The following is a 19,167-nucleotide window of genomic DNA, read 5'->3' as shown; positions in this document are numbered from 1 at the left end:
CCCACATAAATGTGAAGTGGTCGCACCAAAAAAATTTGGCACTGACATTCATCGGCACACTGTTGAGTTCTCAAAGAACACGCACACACCATCGCTTACGAATCTTGCATTCGCTCGTTCAGGGGTGACTTGTTCGTCGCCGCCAAGCCTTTCGGCTTCCGGCGCGGACACCAACCTTACCAGAAGGTTTGTGTCGGGGGAAATCGTTCAGGCGCCTTCGTCCAACCTCGTTGTCCCGGTCCCTCAGGTCCGGGTCGGTGTCCGTGTCGCTCTGACCTGGAATAAGTTACGGGAGGATCAAGTCGTTTCCAAATCGCCTGGTCACGAGGTTGGTGCGCCGCGTTTTGCCTGGTCACGGCCAGTCGTCGGACGCGGTCCGCGCCGATCTCGTCCGGGTGACCCGCAGCACATCGTCAGGAGTCGGTCCCGACGCGTTCGATTCCGCCGCCGAGCTCCTTGATGATCTCCACGAACCGCGGATAGCCGCGATCGATGTGGTAGACGTCGTGGACCTCGGTCACCCCGTCCGCGCACAGGCCGGCGAGGACGAGACCCGCACCTGCCCGGATGTCGGACGACCAGACCGGCGCACTCGACAGTTCCTCGACTCCCCGAACCACTGCGTGATGACCATCGGTCCGCGCATCGGCGCCGAGCCGAACCATCTCCTCGACGAACCGGAACCGCGCTTCGAACACGTTCTCGGTGATCATCGACGTTCCGTCGGCGACCGCGGCGAGCCCGATCGCCATGGGCTGCAGGTCGGTCGGGAATCCCGGATAGGGCAATGTCGCGAAGTTGACCGCCCGGGGCCGGTCGTTCTGGACGACCCTGAAGCCGTCGACCTCGGGGGTGACCGCGGCGCCGGCCGCGCGCAATTTGTCGAGCACGAGTGCGAGGTGCTTGGGATTGACGCCGCGAACCCGGACGTCTCCCTGCGTCATGGCGGCGGCGATCCCCCACGTCGCGGCAACGATCCGGTCACCGATGCAGCGGTGCGTCGTCGGCTCCAACGAAGGGACACCCGTGATCCGCAGCGTCGTCGTTCCTGCCCCGCTGATCCGGGCACCCATCTGCACGAGCATGTTGCACAGATCGACGATCTCCGGTTCCCGGGCGGCGTTGTCGATGGTGGTCTCACCCTTCGCCAGCACCGCCGCCATCAGTATGTTCTCGGTGGCACCCACCGACGGGAACGCCAGGCGAATGGTGGCGCCGTGCAGGTCGTCGGCCTCGGCGACGACGCAGCCGTGTTCGATCGTGCTGTGCGCACCCAGAAGACGCAGGCCGGTCTGGTGCATGTCCAGCGGACGGGAACCGATCGCGTCACCGCCCGGTAGTGCGACGACGGCCCGTCGGCAGCGTGCGACGAGCGGCCCGAGCACACATACCGATGCGCGGAACTGCCGAACCGCCGCGAAATCTGCCCGGTACTGCGGCTGCGCGGGCGTCGTGATGCGAACCTCGTCGCCTTCGAGCTCGACGACACAACCCAGTCCGCGGAGGACCTCCGCCATCAGGGGAACGTCGAGAATATCGGGGCAATTCGTGATGACGGTGGTGCCTTCGGCGAGCAACGCGGCGGCCATCAGCTTCAGAACACTGTTCTTGGCGCCACCGACGACGACCTCACCTACGAGCCGGCTACCACCGGTGACGAGAAAGCGTTCACTCACAACGCCACAGCGTAACGAGGCCTCCGGGATACCACCCGAGCCGGTACCGTGACGGCCATGGCTGTCCACCTCACCAGGATCTACACCCGCACCGGCGACGACGGAACGACCGGGCTCAGTGACTTTTCCCGAGTATCGAAGAACGACCCGCGACTGATTGCGTATGCGGACTGCGACGAGGCGAACGCCGCGATCGGCGTCGCGCTTGCACTGGGCGATGCACCCGAGCGTTTCGTGCCCGTCCTGCGGCAGATCCAGAACGATCTGTTCGATGCGGGCGCGGATCTGTCGACTCCAATTGTCGAGAACCCGAAGTATCCGCCGCTGCGGATCACCCAGGCCTACATCGATCGCCTCGAAGGATGGTGCGACGAGTTCAACGAGGAACTCGAGCCGCTGAACTCCTTCATTCTTCCCGGGGGCACTCCCCTGGCGGCGTTGCTGCACACCGCCCGCACCGTCACGCGGCGGGCGGAACGCTCGGCGTGGGCGGCTGTGGATACGCATCCGGACGACACGAACGTGCTGCCGGCGAAGTATCTGAACCGGCTGTCCGACCTGCTGTTCATTCTGGGCCGGCTCGCGAACCCGGACGGCGACGTCCTGTGGAAGCCGGGCGCCGGCGCCTGACCTGCTCGTGCGCGGTTTCGGTAGCTGCTGCTACCAAAACCGCGCACCGGGGGTCAGGTGTTGGGGCGGCGGCGCTGCGACCGATTCGACGGACGGGACTCGACCCAGGACAGGAACGCCGTCAGCGCTCCGGTGTCGAAGGCGACCTCGAAGACGTCGGTGCCGTCGGCCAGCTCGAGGATCACGATGTCCTCGGTCATGATGTCGTACTCGTTGCCCTCCGGCTTGCGACGTTCGCGCACCTCGACGCCTCGGCGGGTGATCCGGGAATCCGGCCCGAGACGGAGACTGGAGAGCTTGTAGAAGACGAGATTGTTCTCGCCGTACCGGATGATGCCGTGCCGCCAGCCGTTGCCGGCGTTGTTGGGCAGGACCCGGAGGATCGCGGCGGTTCCACCGCCGCGGAGTTTGCGAAGACGGTACAGAAAAGCCGCGACGGCGCCCGCGAGCAGCACAACAAGAATGACTAGAACGATCATTCCTATTGTCACTTCTCGTGGCTCCGTCGCGGCTTCTCGTAGTTCTTCTCGATCAGGCGCGCTCGACGGCCCGCAGGCGACCCTTGGCCGCTGCGATCTCTGCCTCGTCCTGGCTCTCGGCGAGGACCGCCTTGGCGGCCTCCACGTCGATGTCCTGAACGAGGTCCGCGTCCTCGGCGAGCACGGTCACCGACGTGGCGGTCACCGAGAGGAAACCGCCGTGCACGGCAGCGACGATGCGCTCACCGTCGACGGTCGTGACGGCAACGACGCCGCCCTCGACGAGCTGGCCGAGAACCGGCTCGTGTCCGGGCATGATGCCGATCTCGCCTTCGGTGGTCTGCGCGGAGACCAGCTTCGCCGAACCCGACCACACACGCTGCTCGACGGCAACGATGTCAACGGTCATCTCAGCCATGTCGGACTACTTTCCGGCGATCTTCTTGGCTGCGGCCTCGACGTCGTCGAGTCCACCGCAGCTGTTGAAGGCCTGCTCCGGAAGGTGGTCGAACTCGCCCTTGCAGACGCGGTCGAACGCCTCGATGGTGTCGCGCAGCGGCACGACCGAACCGGGCTCACCGGTGAACTTCTCGGCGACGATGAAGTTCTGGCCGAGGAACTTCTGCAGGCGACGGGCGCGGCCGACGAGGACCTTGTCCTCTTCGGAGAGCTCGTCCATACCGAGGATGGCGATGATGTCCTGCAGTTCCTTGTACTTCTGCAGGATCCGCTTGACCTCGTTGGCGACGCGGAAGTGCTCGGCACCGACGATGCCGGGCTCCAGGATGCGCGAGGTCGACGTCAGCGGGTCCACAGCGGGGTAGATACCCATCTGCGAGATCGGACGCGAGAGCTCGGTGGTCGCATCGAGGTGCGCGAAGGTCGTGGCCGGCGCCGGGTCGGTGTAGTCGTCGGCGGGGACGTAGATCGCCTGCAGCGAGGTGATCGAACGACCACGGGTCGAGGTGATGCGCTCCTGCAGCTCACCCATCTCGTCGGCCAGCGTCGGCTGGTAACCCACGGCCGAAGGCATACGACCGAGCAGGGTCGAAACCTCGGAACCGGCCTGGGTGAACCGGAAGATGTTGTCGATGAACAGCAGCACGTCCTGGCCTTGGACATCGCGGAAGTACTCCGCCATGGTCAGCGCGGACAGGGCGACGCGCATACGCGTTCCCGGCGGCTCGTCCATCTGGCCGAACACGAGGGCCGTGTCCTGGAGAACGCCCATCTCCTCCATCTCGAGGTGGAGGTCGGTGCCCTCACGGGTGCGCTCGCCGACGCCGGCGAACACCGAGGTGCCGGAGAACTCACGCGCGATACGGGTGATCATCTCCTGGATCAGAACGGTCTTGCCGACACCGGCGCCACCGAACAGACCGATCTTGCCGCCCTTGACGTACGGGGTCAGCAGGTCGATGACCTTGATACCGGTCTCGAGGATCTCGGTCTTGCCCTCGAGCTGGTCGAAGGCCGGGGGCTTGCGGTGGATGCCCCACTGCTCGCCGTCGCGGCCGGTGCCCGGCGCGTCGAGGCAGTCACCGAGGGCGTTGAACACGTGGCCCTTGACGACGTCACCGACGGGAACGGAGATCGGGCGACCGGTGTCGACGACGGAGGTGCCGCGCACCAGGCCGTCGGTCGGCTGCATCGAGATCGTGCGGACCAGGTTGTCACCCAGGTGCTGCGCGACCTCGAGGGTCAGGGTCTTCGCCACGGTCGGCAGAGTGACCTCTGCGTGGAGGGCGTTGAACAGCTCGGGCACGGCGCCACGCGGGAATTCCACGTCGACGACGGCGCCGATGACGCGGACGACGCGCCCGGCAAGGGCCGACGCCGCACCGGCGTTGTTGTCGGTTACTGCTGCGGTCATTGTGGTTCAGTCACTTCCTGCACTCGAGGCGAGCGCACCGGCACCGCCGACGATCTCGCTGATTTCCTGGGTGATCTGGGCCTGGCGGGCCTGGTTGGCCTGTCGGCTGAGTGTGTTCACCAGTTCCGTGGCGTTGTCCGTCGCGGCCTTCATGGCGGTACGGCGAGCGGCCGACTCGGAAGCGGCCGCGTCCAGCAGCGACGCGAAGATACGCGTGCTGATGTACTTCGGCAGCAGTGCCGCGAGCAGCGTCCCGGCCTCCGGCTCGAAGTTGTACCCGGCACGCGGTCCTTCGTTGCCCGACGCGCGGTGGCCGTCGGACAGCATGTCCTCGCCGAGGTCGATCTCGTCCTCGGTGATGCTCACCTCGAGCGGCGCCATACGGCGGACCTCGGGGGTCTGCGTCAGCATCGACACGAAACGCGTGTAGACGATGTGCAGTTCGTCGACGCCCTCGATGGTGCCCACACCGTTCGGGTCGGGAACCTCGGAACCGGACCCAGCCATGAACAGCTCCACCAGGTGGCGGCTGGCCTTCGCGGCGTCCGCGTAGCGCGGAGCCTGCGAGAAGCCGGTCCACGCACCCGCGACCGGGCGCTCACGGAAGGTGTAGTAGGCCAGGCCCTTGCCGCCCAGCACGTACAGCACCGGCTCCTTGCCCTCGCTGATGAGCAGCTGACGCAGCTCTTCGGCTTCCTTGAGGACGTTGGAGTTGTAACCACCGCACATACCGCGGTCGCTGGTCACGACCAGCACGGCGGCACGCTTGGGGTTCTCGCGCTCGTTGAGCAGGGGGTGATCCAACGACGCCGACGCGCTCGCCAGCTCCGAGAGGACCTTGGTGATCTCCTCGGAGTACGGCTTCGACGCGGCAACCCGAGCCTGGGCCTTGGTGATGCGCGAAGTCGCGATCAGTTCCTGCGCCTTGGTGATCTTCTTGGTCGAGTTGACCGACTTGATCCGCGAGCGCAGCTCACGCAAGCTAGCCATTCGTCGATCACACTCCCTTCACTGGACGCTCGGTCATGGTCTCCCCGCTCACTTGCGAACGGTGGTGCGCTTGACGGAGACCTGCTCCTGCTCGACCTCTTCGGCGCCCAGCGGGGCGGCCTCGGCCTCGTTCACGACGCGGCTGCCGTCGGAGGCGATGAAGCCCTCCTTGAACTTGGCGGTCGCGGCGTGCAGGGCCTCGATCGACTCGTCGGACAGCGCCTTGCCGCCGGCGATCTGCTCGTAGACGCCTGCGGCGCTGCGGTGCAGATCCTCCAGGAGCTCGGTCTCGAAGCGACGCACGTCCTCGACCGGAACGGAGTCGAAGACACCCTCACCGGCGAGGAAGATCGAGACGATCTGGTCCTCGACGGCGATCGGCGCGTACTGGTCCTGCTTGAGCAGCTCGACGAGACGCTGACCGCGCTCGAGCTGAGCCTTCGACGCGGCATCGAGGTCCGACGCGAAGGCGGCGAAGCCTTCGAGCTCACGGAACTGCGCGAGCTCCAGACGCAGCGAACCGGACACCTTCTTCATGCCCTTGGTCTGGGCGGCGCCACCGACTCGGGAAACCGAGATACCGACGTTGATGGCGGGGCGGACACCCTTGTTGAACAGGTCGGACTCGAGGAAGACCTGGCCGTCGGTGATCGAGATGACGTTCGTCGGGATGTAGGCCGACACGTCGTTGGCCTTCGTCTCGATGATCGGCAGCGCGGTCAGCGAACCGCCGCCGAGCTCGTCGGACAGCTTCGCCGAACGCTCCAGCAGACGGGAGTGCAGGTAGAACACGTCACCGGGGTAGGCCTCACGTCCCGGCGGGCGACGCAGCAGCAGCGAGATGGCGCGGTACGCCTCGGCCTGCTTGGTCAGGTCGTCGAACACGACGAGGACGTGCTTGCCCTGGTACATCCAGTGCTGGCCGATGGCCGAACCGGTGTAGGGGGCCAGCCACTTGAAGCCGGCGGAGTCGGAGGCCGGAGCCGCGACGATGGTGGTGTACTCCATCGCGCCGTTCTCCTCGAGGGCCTGCTTGACACCCGCGATGGTCGAACCCTTCTGGCCGATCGCGACGTAGATGCAGCGGACCTGCTGCTTCGGGTCGCCGGTCGCCCAGTTGGCCTTCTGGTTGAGGATCGCGTCGATGCAGACCGCGGTCTTACCGGTCTTGCGGTCGCCGATGACGAGCTGACGCTGGCCGCGGCCGATCGGGGTCATCGCGTCGATGGCCTTGATGCCGGTCTGCAGCGGCTCCTCGACCGGCTGGCGCTGCAGCACGGTCGCGGCCTGCAGCTCGAGGGCGCGGTTCTCGGTGGACTCGATCTCGCCGAGGCCGTCGATCGGCTGACCCAGCGGGTTCACGACGCGGCCGAGGTAGCCGTCGCCGACCGGCACCGACAGAACGTCGCCGGTCCGCTTGACTTCCTGGCCCTCAGCAATGTCCTGGAAGTCGCCGAGGATAACGGCGCCGATCTCGGTGGCCTCGAGGTTGAGGGCCACGCCCAGCACGCCACCGGGGAATTCCAGCAGCTCGTTGGCCATCGCCGACGGGAGGCCGCTGATGTGCGCGATGCCGTCACTGGTGTCGACGACCACGCCGACCTCCTCGCGGGAGGCCTCCGGGGAGTAGCTCGCGGTGTAATTGTCAATCGCGCTACGGATCTCGTCGGAGGAGATCGTCAGCTCCGCCATGTTCTTCCTGCTCTCGGTATCTGGTCTTCGAAAAGATCTCTAGGTGTGTGTTCGGTAGTGGACTACGTGAGGTTCTTCCGCACGGCCGCGAGTCGTCCCGCAGCTGTGCCGTCGATGACCTCGTCGCCCACCCGGACGACCAATCCACTGAGGAGCTCGGGATCGACCTCGACGTGGACCGTCACAGGCTTCCCGTAGGTGCGGGTCAGAATCGCGCTGAGGCGCTCGGTCTGAGCCTGGCTGAGGGGGGCGGCGCTGCGCACGTGGGCGACCTCGCGGTCCCGCTGAGTTGCAGCGAGAGCGGACAGCTCGTCGAACGTGTCGGCCGGGGCCTTCTTCAGGCGCCCGACGGCCTGAACTGCCAGAGCCTCGGTGACCGCCGTGCACTTGCCGTACAGCAGGCGCGAGAGGAGCTCGCGCTTGGCCTGCACGGGGGTGCTGCGGTCGGAGAGAGCCTGCTCGAGTTCCCCGCTGCCGGCGACGATCCGTCCGAGCCGGAACAGCTCGTCCTCGACCGTGTCCAGCTGGTTCTGGTCTTCCGCCGCCTTCAGCAGGGCCTCGCGGCCGAGCTGAACGAGCGAGTTGGTCAGGTCGGACTGCGCCGACCAGTCCTGGCCCACCGCGGCCTTGACGGTCGCCAGGGCCGCGGCCGAAACCTTGCCCCCGAAGACCTGCTCGGCCAGCGCCTGGCGAGCTGCCGCCGGGGTCGAGGCGTCCGCCAGCGCACCGCGAAGGGTGCGCTGGCCGTCGAGCACCTCGACCACCGAGAACAGATCGGAGCCGGCCTGTGCCGCAGCGGCAGTCGCGGCACCCGCACCAGCGGATGCGGTGCTCGACGCCAAGGCGTCCTGCAGCGCGGATCGCGTATGAGCGAGTGCCTCACGGCTTGCTGCGTACATGGTGCTCACTTTCCGGATGCAGAGTCAGCGCTGAGGGATTCGAGCTCGCTGAGGAAGCGGTCGATGGAACCGGCACGCTTGACGTCATCGGAGAGAGCCTCACCGATGATCTTCTCGGACAGGTCGACGGCGGTGCGGCCGAGATCGCCACGGAGTTCGGTCACGATCTGCTGACGCTGGGCCTGCAGCTGAGCGTGGCCGGCAGCGACGATGCGGTCGCTCTCCTCCTGGGCCTGCGCCTTCATGTCGGCGATGATCTGCTGACCCTGGGCACGGGCCTCTTCGCGGATCTGCGCCGCTTCGGTACGGGCCTCGGCGAGCTGCGCGCGGTACTGCTCGAGCGCGGCAGCGGCTTCCGCCTGTGCCTCCTCCGCCTTCTTGATGCCGCCTTCGATCTGCTCCGATCGCTCGTCGAGGACCTTCTGGAACAGCGGAAGCACGTACTTCCAGAAGACGAGACCGACGATGATCAGGGCGACGAGCGACCAAACGATGTCGTACGTCGCGGGCAGGAGCGGATTATGGGTCTCCGCCTCCTCCGCGAGCAACAGGATGCTGTCAGCCATGGTCGCGACGATCAGAAGATGAAGCCGGCAACGATGCCGATCAGCGCGAGGGCCTCGGTGAATGCGATACCGAGGAACATGGTGGTGCGCAGCTGTCCGGCCATCTCGGGCTGACGGGCCATGCCCTCGATCGCCTTACCGACGACGATGCCGATGCCGACACCCGGGCCGATGGCGGCGAGGCCGTAGCCGACGGCACCGAGACCCTTGAAGGTGGTCTCTTCCTGCGCGAGGATCTCGACTGCCTGAAGCGCAACGCTCATTGGTGTTCCATTCCCTTTCTAGTGGCTCGGCCCCGGGGATCGGTAACCGAGTCAGTCTGTGATGTTGTGTGGTGGTGCAGTTCGGCTAGTGCTCTTCGGCGTGCAGCGCGAGGTCGATGTACACCGCGGTCAGCAGCGCGAAGATGTAGGCCTGCAGCACGATGACCAGCAGTTCGAAGAAGGTGAACGCGACGCCACCGATCAGCGAGCCGATACCGAACAGCTTCATCGCGCCCTCGGACGAGAAGAAGAAGAACTGGGTCGCGCTGAAGAACAGCACCAGCATGATGTGGCCGGCCAGCATGTTGGCCATGAGACGGATGGTCAGCGTGAACGGCCGCAGCAGGAAGGTCGAGACGAACTCGATCGGGATGACGAGCACGTGGAGCGCGGGCGGCAGGTTCGGGATGACGATGCTGCTCTTGACGTAGCGGAAGAAGCCGTACTTCTTGATGCCCACGTAGTTGAAGACGACGTACGCGAGAGCGGCGAGCACGAGCGGCATGCCGATGCGGGCGTTCGACGAGATGTTCAGGAACGGAATGATCGACGTCAGGTTCAGTCCGGCGACGAGGAAGAAGATCGTCACGAGAACCGGCAGGAAGCGACGGCCCTGTTCCTTGCCGAGGATGTCCTCGGCGATGTTGATCCGAACGAAGTCGATCATGATCTCGGCGACGTTCTGCACGCCGCGCGGAACGATCTTCGGGCTGCGCAGAGCGAACGCGAAGAACGCCGCAACGAGGACGGCGACGACGACGCGGATGAGCATCAGCCGGTCCATTTCGAAGGGGGTGCCCTCGAACAGGACTGCTGGTGGAAAGAAATCGGCTAGTGACGGCGCGTGGAATTCTCCGGCTGCCAAGGTGGTGACGCTCAGCGCTCTCTCCCGTAGTCGGCCGCAGGCATTGCCGTCTGCGGTTCGATCGGACATTGACGATCCAACAAGTCGACAAGGTCGGCTCGCGTATTCGCCAGCTGCTGTGGGCTATCTGATCGGCCCCGCGTCTGTCGGTGTCGGCGACTCTCGTCGACTCGGCGGCCATTTGAACACGACCGCCTGCAAAGATACAACCGCGACGGCCCCTCAGGACTACCGGCTGGTCGCAACTCGCTTGGCATTACCCTAGCAACACATCTACGACAACGCGTAGGGGGGTACAGACGCTGTAGGGAATTGACAAGGGCGACTACTCCCGTTCGTCGTTCCCCGCATTACCCGAATCGGGCACAACGTACAGCGCCCGCTGCGACACCACGCCGTACGTTTCCGCGCCCAGCACGATCACCAGAGCGAACACGATCGTCAGGACCAGCGCACCCTTGCTGTAGAAGTCCAGGGGCTTGAGCAGGGCCATCACCACGATCGCCAGGATCAGCTTGAGCAGCCACGTGCCCAGCAGCACCGCCCCGGCGGTCGTCGCGGGCAGGCGCGAGGTGAGCAGCACCCCGAGCGCCGTGAACAGGATGAACCCGCCGCCGACGGCCGCGCCGATCAAGGCACCCCACAGGCCCGGCATTCCCGCGACGAGCACGGAGATCACGGCGGACACCACCGTCAGGGCGACCAACCCGAGCGCGCCGTACCGGACGGCCGCGCGCATCGGCGCCGACGGATCGGGCAGGGCGGGAAGTGGCTGAGCAGGCTGATCGGAAGAGGTCACGGGTATCAAGCCTAACCGACCTCGCCGTCGCCTCCCCCGGCCCCGTGCACCGGATCGGGACCGTCACCGCGGGACTCGGCGTCACTGTGACGCAGCGCCGGCACCGCGGTGACGACGAGCGCGAACACCAATCCCGCCGCGGTCAGCAGCACCACCGCGCGGCGATCGATGAGGGCGGATCCGACCGCGCCGAACGCGAGAACGCCGACCCACAGGTAGATGAGCAGCACGACGCGCCGATGCGAGTGACCGATCTGCAGCAGACGGTGGTGCAGGTGCATCTTGTCCGGGCTGAACGGGCTGACACCCGCCCGGGTGCGCCGCACGATGGCGAGCAGCAGGTCCAGGATCGGGATGAACATGACGGCGCCGACCAGGAGCAGCGGCGACAGCAGACCGAGCAGGTCGCGGGTGCCGTACGCGGCCAGCGGGATCCTGCCGGAAGCGCTCGTGGACACCGCGGCGAGCATGAGTCCGATGAGCATCGATCCCGAGTCGCCCATGAAGATCCGGGCCGGCTGGAAGTTGTGCGGCAGGAAGCCCAGGCACGCACCGGCCAGGGCCGCGGCGATCAGTGCCGGCGGGTAGGCGCTGACGTCGCCGCCCTGGTCGTGCAACAGTCCCACGGAGAACAGGCAGATCGCGACGGCAGCGATGAGCCCGATACCTGCGGCGAGACCGTCGAGACCGTCGACGAAGTTCATCGCGTTGATCATCACCGCCGCGACCGCGACCGTGATCAGACCGCCCTGCAGCTGGTCGAGGACGAGGGTGTTGCCGCTGAACGGATCGAAGATGACGATCCAGCTCACCCCCATCACCGCGAGCACCCCCGCGGCCGTGACCTGGCCGACGAACTTCGTCAGCGCGTCGAGACCCCAGCGGTCGTCGATGATGCCGACGACGACGATGATCGACCCTGCCACGAGCGCCGCGCTCATGTCGGATGTGTATTCGAATCCCCGTGTCAGCGCGGGCAATTGCTGCGCGAAGACCAAACCGGCGACGAGCCCGAGATACATGCCGACGCCACCGAGCCGGGGCGTCGGAATCACGTGTACGTCGCGTTCGCGGGGTGCCGCGACGGCACCGAACCGGATCGCGGCGATCCGGACGAGCCCGGTCGCGAGGAACGTCACGACAGCGGCGGTGAGCAGCACCAGCAGCAGTTCGCGGAGAGGCACACCGGCGCCGCGGCCCGACTGGGCCAGCACCAGGGCAGTGTCGACGGAAGTCACCTACGCAGGTCCCTGCCCGTCACTCCCCGCCGGGGCGCAGACGGGCCGGGTCCTCGCCCAGCACCTCCGCGATGTCCTCGATCGGCACGGCGCCCTCGCGGAGGATGCGCGGACGGTCCGAGGTCATGTCGACGATGGTCGAGGCGACCGCGTGCTCCGACGGTCCGCCGTCGAGGTAGACGCTCACCGAGGCGCCGAGCTGCCGGCGGGCGTCCTCGACGACCGCGGCCGGCGGCTGCCCGGAGACGTTCGCGCTCGAGACGGCGAGCGGGCCGACATCGCGCAGCAGTTCGAGGATCACCGGGTGCAGCGGCATCCGCAGCATCACCGTGCCGCGGGTGTTTCCGAGATCCCAGGCGAGTGACGGCGCCTGGGGCACCACGAGGCTGAGCCCGCCCGGCCAGAACGCCCGGATGAGTTCCCGGGCCTCGGGACGGACCGTGCTGACCAGGCCGTCGATGGTGTTCCACGAGCCGACGAGCACCGGGACCGGCATGTCCCTCCCGCGACCTTTCGCGCGCAGCAGACTCGCCACCGCGTCGCCGTCGAAGGCGTCGGCGGCGATTCCGTAGACGGTGTCGGTCGGCACCACGACGAGCCTGCCCGCCTTCAGGGCACCACGTGCCGCGTTGATGCCTGCTGATCGGGAATCCGGCTTACTGCAGTCGTAGACGGTGCTCACGCGACCATCCTTCCATCCGCGATTGCGTGCCCGACGTCACCCTGTTCCGTCACGCGTCCGCTCCGGTTCCCTTGGCTGCACGGGCGCGTTGCGCCTCGACGTCCGTGGGCACCCGCATCGCGACGACGAATCGCGGCCGGCCCGCCAGATCGGGGTGTTCGGCGACCTCGCCGAACACCCGGCGCTGGGCGAACAGCTCTGCGGTCTGCGCGCCGTTGGTGTCGTCGTGTTCGACGGCGACGGCTCCTCCGATACGCAGCCAGCGCGCGATGTTGGAGACCATCGGCTTGATGACCGACAACCCGTCGGGGCCACCGAAGAGCGCGGAATGGGGGTCGTGGTCGATGACCTCGGGCTCGAGTTCGGCGCCTTCGGGGATGTAGGGCGGGTTCGCGACGATCAAGTCGACGCCGCCTTCGAGTTCGGTGAGCAGCTCGCGGTCGGTGACGTCACCCTGGTGCAGCACGATCGGGGTGTCGCCCTGCGACGCCCGGTACTCGGCGTTCCGCCGGGCCCACGCGAGCGCCTTCGGCTCGAGCTCGACCGCGTGGACGACCGCATCCGGCCGGGCGTGCGCGATCGCCAGGGCCAGCGCACCGGAACCGGTGCACAGGTCGAGCACGACCGGGGACCGCCGCGGGTAGCTCTCGAGGAACGCCAGTGCCCAGCCGAGCAGCAGTTCCGTCTCGGGACGCGGCACGAACACCCCGGGTCCCACGGCGAGGTCGATCTCCCCCATCGCCGAGGTCCCGGTGATGTATTGCAGCGGGATCCGCTTGGCGCGCTGGGCGATCATCGCCCGGTAGGCGTCGACCATCGCAGTATCGACCAACGGCACCAGGCCCAGCCTGGTCCGTTCGATTCCGAGCAGGTGCGCAGCGAGCAGTTCGGCGTCCGCGCGGGGGCTCGGCACACCCGCTTCCTCGAGCACCGACACCGCCTCGATGATGGCCAGGCGCAGAGGTTGACGATTCACGGCGTACAGACTGCCATGCCGGTCACGATCGGAGAACGGACAGGTCGGGGTCGGCACGCCCGTAACCGTTCCGGGTCGACCCTCGGACCCGCCGGGCAGCGGTAGCAGCAGGCCGGTCGGCGGCGGATTGAAGAACGTGTCGGGCGGGAAACAGAAGAGTGACCGATACCTTCGGGTCGGTTCTGTCGACGGAAAGGATTTCTCGTGAAGACACGGACTGTTCGCGGATTGACGATTCTCGCTGCTACCGGCGCCGCCGCGCTCACGGCACCCGCACTCTCGGGTGCCGTGCCCATCGATGTCCAGCCGATCCCGATCGGATGCCCCGCGGGAATCGGGCCGGTGGACACCGAGACGGTCGTCGACGAAGAGGATGTCGCGACCGACGAGATCGAGTACGAGATCGAGCAGGACGGCAGCGGCGGTGGCCAGGTCGCCTGGCTCAACTTGTCGACGCTGCAGCAGGGCACAGGCGCGTTCCCGGGTCCGGTGGACGACGAGGAACCCGCCGTCGTCGTCGAGACGGGAGAAGGCCTCGTGGTGAGCGCCGTGTGGGGCACCCACGAGAACGCCGACGGCGAGTCCTGCTTCCTGCTTCCGGGCTTCGACCTCAGCGACATTCCTGCCACGCCTCGTCCCGCAACCGAATAGGCCGTGGCCGATCCGGCCTCACCGCAGACGACGATCCGGGCCCGGCTTCGACCGTTATTCCGCGGCGAGCCGGGCTTCGCGGTCGGCCTGCCCCAGCGCGTCCAGCAGAGCGTCGAGGTCGCCGTCGAGCACGGCGTCGAGGTTGTGCGCCTTGAACCCGATCCGGTGATCGGTGATGCGGTTCTCGGGGAAGTTGTAGGTGCGGATGCGCTCGGACCGGTCGACGGTACGGACCTGGCTGGCGCGGTCCGCGGACGCCTCGGCCTCGGCGGCCTCTTCGGCGGCGGCCTGCAGGCGGGCCGCGAGAACCTGCATGGCGCGAGCCTTGTTCTGCAGCTGCGAGCGCTCGTTCTGGCAGGTCACGACGATTCCGGTGGGCAGGTGGGTGATGCGCACGGCCGAGTCGGTGGTGTTGACACCCTGGCCGCCCTTGCCCGACGAGCGATACACGTCGATACGCAGATCGTTCTCGTCGATCTGCACTTCCTCGACCTCGTCCGGCTCGGGGTAGATGAACACGCCTGCGGCGGACGTGTGGACCCGGCCCTGCGATTCGGTGACCGGCACACGCTGCACGCGGTGCACGCCACCTTCGAACTTCAGGCGTGACCACACGCCGTCGCGCACGTCGGTCTTCGACTTGATCGACAGCGTCGCGTCCTTGTAGCCACCGAGATCGGAGTAGGTGGCGCCGAGGACCTCGACACGCCAGCCGGCACGCTCGGCGTACCGGGTGTACATGCGGGCCAGATCCGCCGCGAACAGGGCGGATTCCTCGCCGCCCTCCCCCGACTTCACCTCGAGGACGACGTCGTCGCCGTCGTGCGGGTCGCGCGGAGCGAGCAGGTCGGTGAGCGTCTTCTCGAGTTCGGCGACGGTCTCTTCGAGACCGGGGACCTCCGCGGCGAACGCGGAATCGTCCGACGCCAGCTCACGGGCCGCCTCGAGATCCTCGCGGGCGGTCTTCAGCTTCGTGTAGGTCGCCATGACCGGGGCGAGCTCGGCAAAACGCTTGCCGACGCGACGCGCCGCCGCCGGGTCGTTGTGCAGTGCCGGATCGGACAACTGCTGTTCCAGACCCGCGTGTTCGGCCAGGATGTCGTCGACGGCCGACGGCTTGGTCTGCCCCGCCATGGGTTCGCTCCACTCTGTCTGTCGTGCTGTTCGCGTATCGGTGCACGCGAACGGGAAAAGCCTGTGAAAACACCGACGCCCGGTCTGTGACGATGACAGAACCGGGCGTCGGCAGGGCTGCTAGCTGTCGGCAGCGGCCTTCTTCGGGGCGCGCTTGCCGTAGCGAGCCTCGAAGCGGGCAACGCGTCCGCCCGTGTCGAGGATCTTCTGCTTGCCCGTGTAGAACGGGTGGCACTGCGAGCAAACTTCGACCGTGATCCGGCCGGACTCGGCGGTGCTGCGCGTCTCGAACGTGTTCCCGCAACCGCAGACGACGGTCGTCGCCACGTAGTTCGGGTGGATTCCTGCCTTCATGGTGTCCCTTTCGATGGCCGCCGGGTCGCCTTCGCCGTTCGAAGACGTGAACCGGGACCGGACTCAGCTGTTCGATTATGCCAAACGCCTGCCCGGGGAAAAAATTCCCCGGGCCGCGCTTCTAGTCCTCGAGCGCCCCGGGCGCGGTCTTGGCGACCTGCAGGAGGAACTCGACGTTGCTCTTGGACTTCTTGAGCCGGTCGATGAGCAGATCGATCGCCTGGTGCGAATCGAGTCCGGAGAGCACGCGGCGCAGCTTGTGCACCACCGCGAACTCGTCGGGGCTCATGAGCAGCTCGTCCTTGCGGGTACCCGACGGATTGACGTCCACCGCCGGGAACACGCGGCGCTCGGCGATCTTGCGGTCGAGCTTGAGCTCGGCGTTGCCGGTGCCCTTGAACTCTTCGAAGATCACGGTGTCGCCGGTCGAACCGGTTTCCACCATCGCGGTCGCGATGATGGTGAGCGAACCGCCGTTCTCGATGTTGCGGGCAGCACCGAGGAACCGCTTCGGCGGGTACAGCGCGGTCGAGTCGACACCACCGGACAGGATGCGTCCCGATGCCGGCGAGCTGTTGTTGTACGCGCGCCCGAGTCGGGTGATCGAGTCGAGCAGCACCACGACGTCCCGGCCCTGCTCGACCAGGCGCTTCGCCCGCTCGATGGCGAGCTCGGCGACCGAGGTGTGGTCTGAGGGCGGACGGTCGAACGTCGAGGCGATGACCTCGCCCTTCACCGAACGCTGCATGTCGGTGACCTCTTCGGGACGCTCGTCGACGAGAACGACCATGAGGTAGCACTCGGGGTTGTTCGTCGAGATCGCGTTCGCGATGTCCTGCAGCACCGTGGTCTTACCGGCCTTCGGCGGCGAGACGATGAGTGCACGCTGGCCCTTGCCGATCGGCATGATCAGGTCGATCACGCGGGTGGTGAGCACATTCGGCGTGGTCTCGAGACGCAGCCGCTGGTTCGGGTACAGCGGGGTGAGCTTGTTGAACTCGGGGCGACGCTTCGCCGCCTCGACCTCACCGCCGTTGACCGAGTCCAGACGCACCAACGGGTTGAACTTCTGCCGCTGGTTGCTCTGCTCGCCCTCGCGCGGGACCCGGACGGCACCGGTGATCGCGTCACCGCGGCGCAGGCCGTTCTTGCGCACCATGTTCATCGACACGTACACGTCGTTGGGGCCGGCCAGGTAGCCGGAGGTCCGCACGAACGCGTAGTTGTCGAGGACGTCGAGGATGCCTGCGACGGGCTGCAGGACGTCGTCCTCGCGGATCTCGGGCTCGCGGGAATCGGTGCCGGTCGCCTCACCGCGGTCACGCCCACGACGGCGCTCACGGAAGCGACGACCCCGGCGGCCGCGGCCGCCTTCCTCGTCCTCGCCACCGCGGTTGTCGCGGTCCTGGCGCGGGCCCTGGCCGCGATCCTCGCGCTGGGCACGGTCGCCCTGGTCGCGCTGAGGCCGCTGGCGGCCGTCGCCCTCGCCCTTGTCCTCGCCGCGTCCACCCTGCTCGGGGGCCTGCTCCGGGGCCGGAGCCTCGGTCTTCCGATCCTGCTCACCCTGTTCGGTGGCCTGCTCGGCACCACGGCGACCGCGACGCTGACGACCGCGGCGGGGGGCTTCGACCTCGCCGTCACCCTGCGGACGCTCGCCGGCCTCGACCTGGGTCTTCGGCTGCTCGGCAGCCTCGACCTTCGGCTGCTCGGCAGCCTCGACCTTCGGCTGCTCGGCAGCTTCGGCCTTCGGCTGGTTGTCGGCGCTTTCCGGTGCGGCCGTACGCGTCCGGCGCGTCCGCGCCGGTCGCGTGGTCTCGGCGGGCGCCTCGGACACCGCCGCCTTGTCTGCGGCCGGAGCGCTCGACACGCCCCCGCCCTGGCGTTCCTTGATCGCGGCGATCAGGTCGCCTTTACGCATCCCGGAGGTGCCCTTGATGCCGAGTTCGGCCGCGAGGGCCCGCAGCTCGGCGAGCACCATGCCCGAGAGGCCGGCGCCGCGACGCCCAGCGGCGCGCGGCGAAGAGGTCTGCGAAGAATCGTCCGCCTGCTCCCCCGCGGATGACCCCGGGACGTCGAGAACAGGCGTAGCGATCAGATCCGTATCGGTCACGGAGATCCTTTCCTTCCCTCACTCGCGCCACGCAGAGTCGAGGGTTCGTTCCCACAGATCAGCTCGTGCACCGATCCGGGATTTGCCTAACTGTTCACAGGATCGAACGGTCGGCACGTCCGCTATCACGCCATCCCCCGGCAGTTACAGTCCCTTGACCCCTGGAACGAGGACATGTGAGGGTCGGTCAGGATCTGGCGCTCCGATGGAGCTGGAGACAATATCCTGAAGAGCCGACGGCTGAAACGCACGACGTGCGGACAAAGCACAGGATAGCGACGAACTGTACGTTGAGCAAGAACGCGATCCCGCCCCGGCGTGTTCCCGGCCCCGCAAGGAGGCTCAGATCACCTCGACCCCGCCGGCGACCTCGAGTTCGAGGACCGTCAGGTCGTCCGCTTCCGCCGCAGCGCGCAGTTCGGCGGGGAACGGCTCGGTCGTCAGCGCCAGCACGGTGGGTCCGGCTCCGGACACCGTGGCGGCGATTCCCGCCTCGCGGAGCCGCGCGATCCACTTGGTGGTGAGCGGCAGCGCCGGAGCCCGCTGCCCCTGGTGCAGCATGTCCTCGGTCGCGGGCATCAGCAGGTCGGGACGCTGGGTCAGCGCGACCACCGCCAGTGCGGCGCGGCTGACGTTGAACGACGCGTCGCGATGCGGCACGAGATCGGGCAGCAGTCCGCGGGTGTGCGCGGTCGACGAGCGGACCGACGGGACCAGCACGACGACCTTGATCGCCGGGTCCACGGCCAGCTTCACGGCCCGGTAGACACGCTGCTCGGCGTCGACACCGGCTTCGCTCCACGATACGACGGCACCGCCGAGGACGCTCGCCGACGCGTTGTCCGGGTGCCCCTCGAACTCGGAGGAGAGCTGCACGAGCTGCGCGTCGTCCAGTGCCCGCTCCGGCGCGACCTTGCGCACCAGGCCGTTCGCCGCGGCGAGCCCGCCGACGACGGCGGATGCCGAGGACCCCAGACCCCGCGAATGGGGAATGACGTTGCGGCACACGATCTCCAGGCCGTCGGCCCACACACCCGCGGCTTCGAGGCCACGTTCCACCGCACGCACCACCAGGTGGGTGGGGCCCCACGGCACCTCCTCGGCGCCCTCCCCTTCGACGCGGACGTCGAGACCGGATCCGGTTGTGGTGACGGTGATCTCGTCGTACAACCCGAGAGCGAGACCGAGCGAGTCGAATCCGGGCCCCAGATTCGCACTCGACGCGGGAACCCGGGCCGTCACCGAGATCCCTACCGGCAGAGTCTGCGTCATGTCGTGATTCCCAACAGA

20 protein-coding genes are annotated in these 19,167 nt (G+C 67.3%); 2 read left to right on the top strand and 18 right to left on the bottom strand.

Going from position 1 to position 19,167, the window contains the following annotated elements:
- Positions 1-413: 413 nt before the first annotated feature.
- Positions 414-1,676, bottom strand: coding sequence for a UDP-N-acetylglucosamine 1-carboxyvinyltransferase (gene murA / locus ACWDTS_RS27350; protein WP_197252032.1), 1,263 nt, complete (start codon positions 1,674-1,676; stop codon positions 414-416).
- 57 nt (positions 1,677-1,733) lie between these two features.
- Between murA and ACWDTS_RS27345 the strand changes: the two genes are divergently transcribed.
- The gene (locus ACWDTS_RS27345) at positions 1,734-2,306 is read left to right on the top strand and encodes a cob(I)yrinic acid a,c-diamide adenosyltransferase (protein WP_197252033.1); all 573 of its coding nucleotides are present in this window, start codon (positions 1,734-1,736) and stop codon (positions 2,304-2,306) included.
- Between the two features lie 53 nt (positions 2,307-2,359).
- Here ACWDTS_RS27345 and ACWDTS_RS27340 read toward each other — a convergent pair whose 3' ends face one another.
- The 13 genes from ACWDTS_RS27340 to prmC all read right to left on the bottom strand — a co-directional run bounded on the left by ACWDTS_RS27340 (position 2,360) and on the right by prmC (position 13,628).
- Positions 2,360-2,785, bottom strand: coding sequence for a DUF2550 domain-containing protein (locus tag ACWDTS_RS27340; protein ID WP_197252034.1), 426 nt, complete (start codon positions 2,783-2,785; stop codon positions 2,360-2,362).
- 52 nt (positions 2,786-2,837) lie between these two features.
- The gene (locus ACWDTS_RS27335) at positions 2,838-3,203 is read right to left on the bottom strand and encodes a F0F1 ATP synthase subunit epsilon (RefSeq protein ID WP_197252035.1); all 366 of its coding nucleotides are present in this window, start codon (positions 3,201-3,203) and stop codon (positions 2,838-2,840) included.
- Positions 3,204-3,209: 6 nt separating this feature from the next.
- Complete coding sequence (gene atpD / locus ACWDTS_RS27330) at positions 3,210-4,658, bottom strand: F0F1 ATP synthase subunit beta (protein ID WP_197252036.1); 1,449 nt, start codon at positions 4,656-4,658, stop codon at positions 3,210-3,212.
- A gap of 6 nt (positions 4,659-4,664) precedes the next feature.
- Positions 4,665-5,648, bottom strand: coding sequence for a F0F1 ATP synthase subunit gamma (locus tag ACWDTS_RS27325; RefSeq protein ID WP_197252037.1), 984 nt, complete (start codon positions 5,646-5,648; stop codon positions 4,665-4,667).
- Positions 5,649-5,696: 48 nt separating this feature from the next.
- Positions 5,697-7,340 carry a F0F1 ATP synthase subunit alpha gene (gene atpA / locus ACWDTS_RS27320; protein WP_197252038.1) on the bottom strand — a complete coding sequence of 548 codons (1,644 nt, stop codon included), beginning with the start codon at positions 7,338-7,340 and terminating at the stop codon, positions 5,697-5,699.
- A 62-nt stretch (positions 7,341-7,402) separates the two neighbouring features.
- Positions 7,403-8,239, bottom strand: a complete 837-nt coding sequence (locus ACWDTS_RS27315; RefSeq protein ID WP_197252039.1) for a F0F1 ATP synthase subunit delta — start codon at positions 8,237-8,239, stop codon at positions 7,403-7,405.
- 5 nt (positions 8,240-8,244) lie between these two features.
- Positions 8,245-8,805, bottom strand: a complete 561-nt coding sequence (locus tag ACWDTS_RS27310; RefSeq protein WP_197252040.1) for a F0F1 ATP synthase subunit B — start codon at positions 8,803-8,805, stop codon at positions 8,245-8,247.
- A gap of 11 nt (positions 8,806-8,816) precedes the next feature.
- A complete protein-coding gene (locus ACWDTS_RS27305; protein WP_068166623.1) occupies positions 8,817-9,068 on the bottom strand; it encodes an ATP synthase F0 subunit C in 252 nt (83 codons plus the stop codon).
- Positions 9,069-9,153: 85 nt separating this feature from the next.
- Entirely contained in the window at positions 9,154-10,002 is an 849-nt protein-coding gene (gene atpB / locus ACWDTS_RS27300; protein ID WP_450111367.1) for a F0F1 ATP synthase subunit A, read from the bottom strand.
- Positions 10,003-10,258: 256 nt separating this feature from the next.
- Positions 10,259-10,672 (bottom strand): hypothetical protein, encoded by a 414-nt coding sequence (locus ACWDTS_RS27295; protein WP_197252047.1) that lies wholly within the window; start codon positions 10,670-10,672, stop codon positions 10,259-10,261.
- Positions 10,673-10,743: 71 nt separating this feature from the next.
- Positions 10,744-11,970: an MraY family glycosyltransferase gene (locus ACWDTS_RS27290; RefSeq protein ID WP_307846184.1), complete on the bottom strand. Its 1,227-nt coding sequence runs from the start codon at positions 11,968-11,970 to the stop codon at positions 10,744-10,746.
- Between the two features lie 19 nt (positions 11,971-11,989).
- A complete protein-coding gene (locus ACWDTS_RS27285; RefSeq protein ID WP_197252041.1) occupies positions 11,990-12,652 on the bottom strand; it encodes an L-threonylcarbamoyladenylate synthase in 663 nt (220 codons plus the stop codon).
- A gap of 49 nt (positions 12,653-12,701) precedes the next feature.
- Positions 12,702-13,628 carry a peptide chain release factor N(5)-glutamine methyltransferase gene (prmC, locus tag ACWDTS_RS27280; protein ID WP_450119407.1) on the bottom strand — a complete coding sequence of 309 codons (927 nt, stop codon included), beginning with the start codon at positions 13,626-13,628 and terminating at the stop codon, positions 12,702-12,704.
- A gap of 204 nt (positions 13,629-13,832) precedes the next feature.
- On the opposite strand from prmC, the gene ACWDTS_RS27275 reads away from it, so the two are divergent.
- Complete coding sequence (locus tag ACWDTS_RS27275) at positions 13,833-14,279, top strand: hypothetical protein (RefSeq protein WP_450111369.1); 447 nt, start codon at positions 13,833-13,835, stop codon at positions 14,277-14,279.
- A 54-nt stretch (positions 14,280-14,333) separates the two neighbouring features.
- Here the strand turns inward: ACWDTS_RS27275 and prfA are convergent, their stop codons facing one another.
- The 4 genes from prfA to thrB all read right to left on the bottom strand — a co-directional run bounded on the left by prfA (position 14,334) and on the right by thrB (position 19,149).
- The gene (gene prfA, locus ACWDTS_RS27270) at positions 14,334-15,413 is read right to left on the bottom strand and encodes a peptide chain release factor 1 (RefSeq protein ID WP_197252044.1); all 1,080 of its coding nucleotides are present in this window, start codon (positions 15,411-15,413) and stop codon (positions 14,334-14,336) included.
- A gap of 120 nt (positions 15,414-15,533) precedes the next feature.
- Positions 15,534-15,767 carry a 50S ribosomal protein L31 gene (rpmE, locus tag ACWDTS_RS27265; protein WP_248675229.1) on the bottom strand — a complete coding sequence of 78 codons (234 nt, stop codon included), beginning with the start codon at positions 15,765-15,767 and terminating at the stop codon, positions 15,534-15,536.
- Between the two features lie 121 nt (positions 15,768-15,888).
- Entirely contained in the window at positions 15,889-17,877 is a 1,989-nt protein-coding gene (gene rho / locus ACWDTS_RS27260; protein ID WP_450119406.1) for a transcription termination factor Rho, read from the bottom strand.
- 342 nt (positions 17,878-18,219) lie between these two features.
- Positions 18,220-19,149, bottom strand: a complete 930-nt coding sequence (gene thrB / locus ACWDTS_RS27255) for a homoserine kinase (protein ID WP_248675227.1) — start codon at positions 19,147-19,149, stop codon at positions 18,220-18,222.
- Positions 19,150-19,167: the final 18 nt, after the last annotated feature.

This window comes from Rhodococcus sp. NPDC003383 (assembly GCF_053589115.1).
The sequence above is the reverse complement of the archived record's forward strand: the minus strand, read 5'-3'. Positions and strand labels throughout refer to the sequence as shown.

What these genes read in the sequence shown, in the direction of transcription:
- ACWDTS_RS27345 (WP_197252033.1), top strand. Translation starts at nt 1,734, where the DNA reads ATGGCTGTCCACCTCACCAGGATCTACACCCGCACCGGCGACGACGGA.
- ACWDTS_RS27340 (WP_197252034.1), bottom strand. Translation starts at nt 2,785, where the DNA reads ATGATCGTTCTAGTCATTCTTGTTGTGCTGCTCGCGGGCGCCGTCGCG.
- ACWDTS_RS27335 (WP_197252035.1), bottom strand. Translation starts at nt 3,203, where the DNA reads ATGGCTGAGATGACCGTTGACATCGTTGCCGTCGAGCAGCGTGTGTGG.
- atpD (WP_197252036.1), bottom strand. Translation starts at nt 4,658, where the DNA reads ATGACCGCAGCAGTAACCGACAACAACGCCGGTGCGGCGTCGGCCCTT.
- ACWDTS_RS27325 (WP_197252037.1), bottom strand. Translation starts at nt 5,648, where the DNA reads ATGGCTAGCTTGCGTGAGCTGCGCTCGCGGATCAAGTCGGTCAACTCG.
- atpA (WP_197252038.1), bottom strand. Translation starts at nt 7,340, where the DNA reads ATGGCGGAGCTGACGATCTCCTCCGACGAGATCCGTAGCGCGATTGAC.
- ACWDTS_RS27315 (WP_197252039.1), bottom strand. Translation starts at nt 8,239, where the DNA reads ATGTACGCAGCAAGCCGTGAGGCACTCGCTCATACGCGATCCGCGCTG.
- ACWDTS_RS27310 (WP_197252040.1), bottom strand. Translation starts at nt 8,805, where the DNA reads ATGGCTGACAGCATCCTGTTGCTCGCGGAGGAGGCGGAGACCCATAAT.
- ACWDTS_RS27305 (WP_068166623.1), bottom strand. Translation starts at nt 9,068, where the DNA reads ATGAGCGTTGCGCTTCAGGCAGTCGAGATCCTCGCGCAGGAAGAGACC.
- atpB (WP_450111367.1), bottom strand. Translation starts at nt 10,002, where the DNA reads ATGTCCGATCGAACCGCAGACGGCAATGCCTGCGGCCGACTACGGGAG.
- ACWDTS_RS27295 (WP_197252047.1), bottom strand. Translation starts at nt 10,672, where the DNA reads ATGCGCGCGGCCGTCCGGTACGGCGCGCTCGGGTTGGTCGCCCTGACG.
- prfA (WP_197252044.1), bottom strand. Translation starts at nt 15,413, where the DNA reads ATGGCGGGGCAGACCAAGCCGTCGGCCGTCGACGACATCCTGGCCGAA.
- rpmE (WP_248675229.1), bottom strand. Translation starts at nt 15,767, where the DNA reads ATGAAGGCAGGAATCCACCCGAACTACGTGGCGACGACCGTCGTCTGC.
- thrB (WP_248675227.1), bottom strand. Translation starts at nt 19,149, where the DNA reads ATGACGCAGACTCTGCCGGTAGGGATCTCGGTGACGGCCCGGGTTCCC.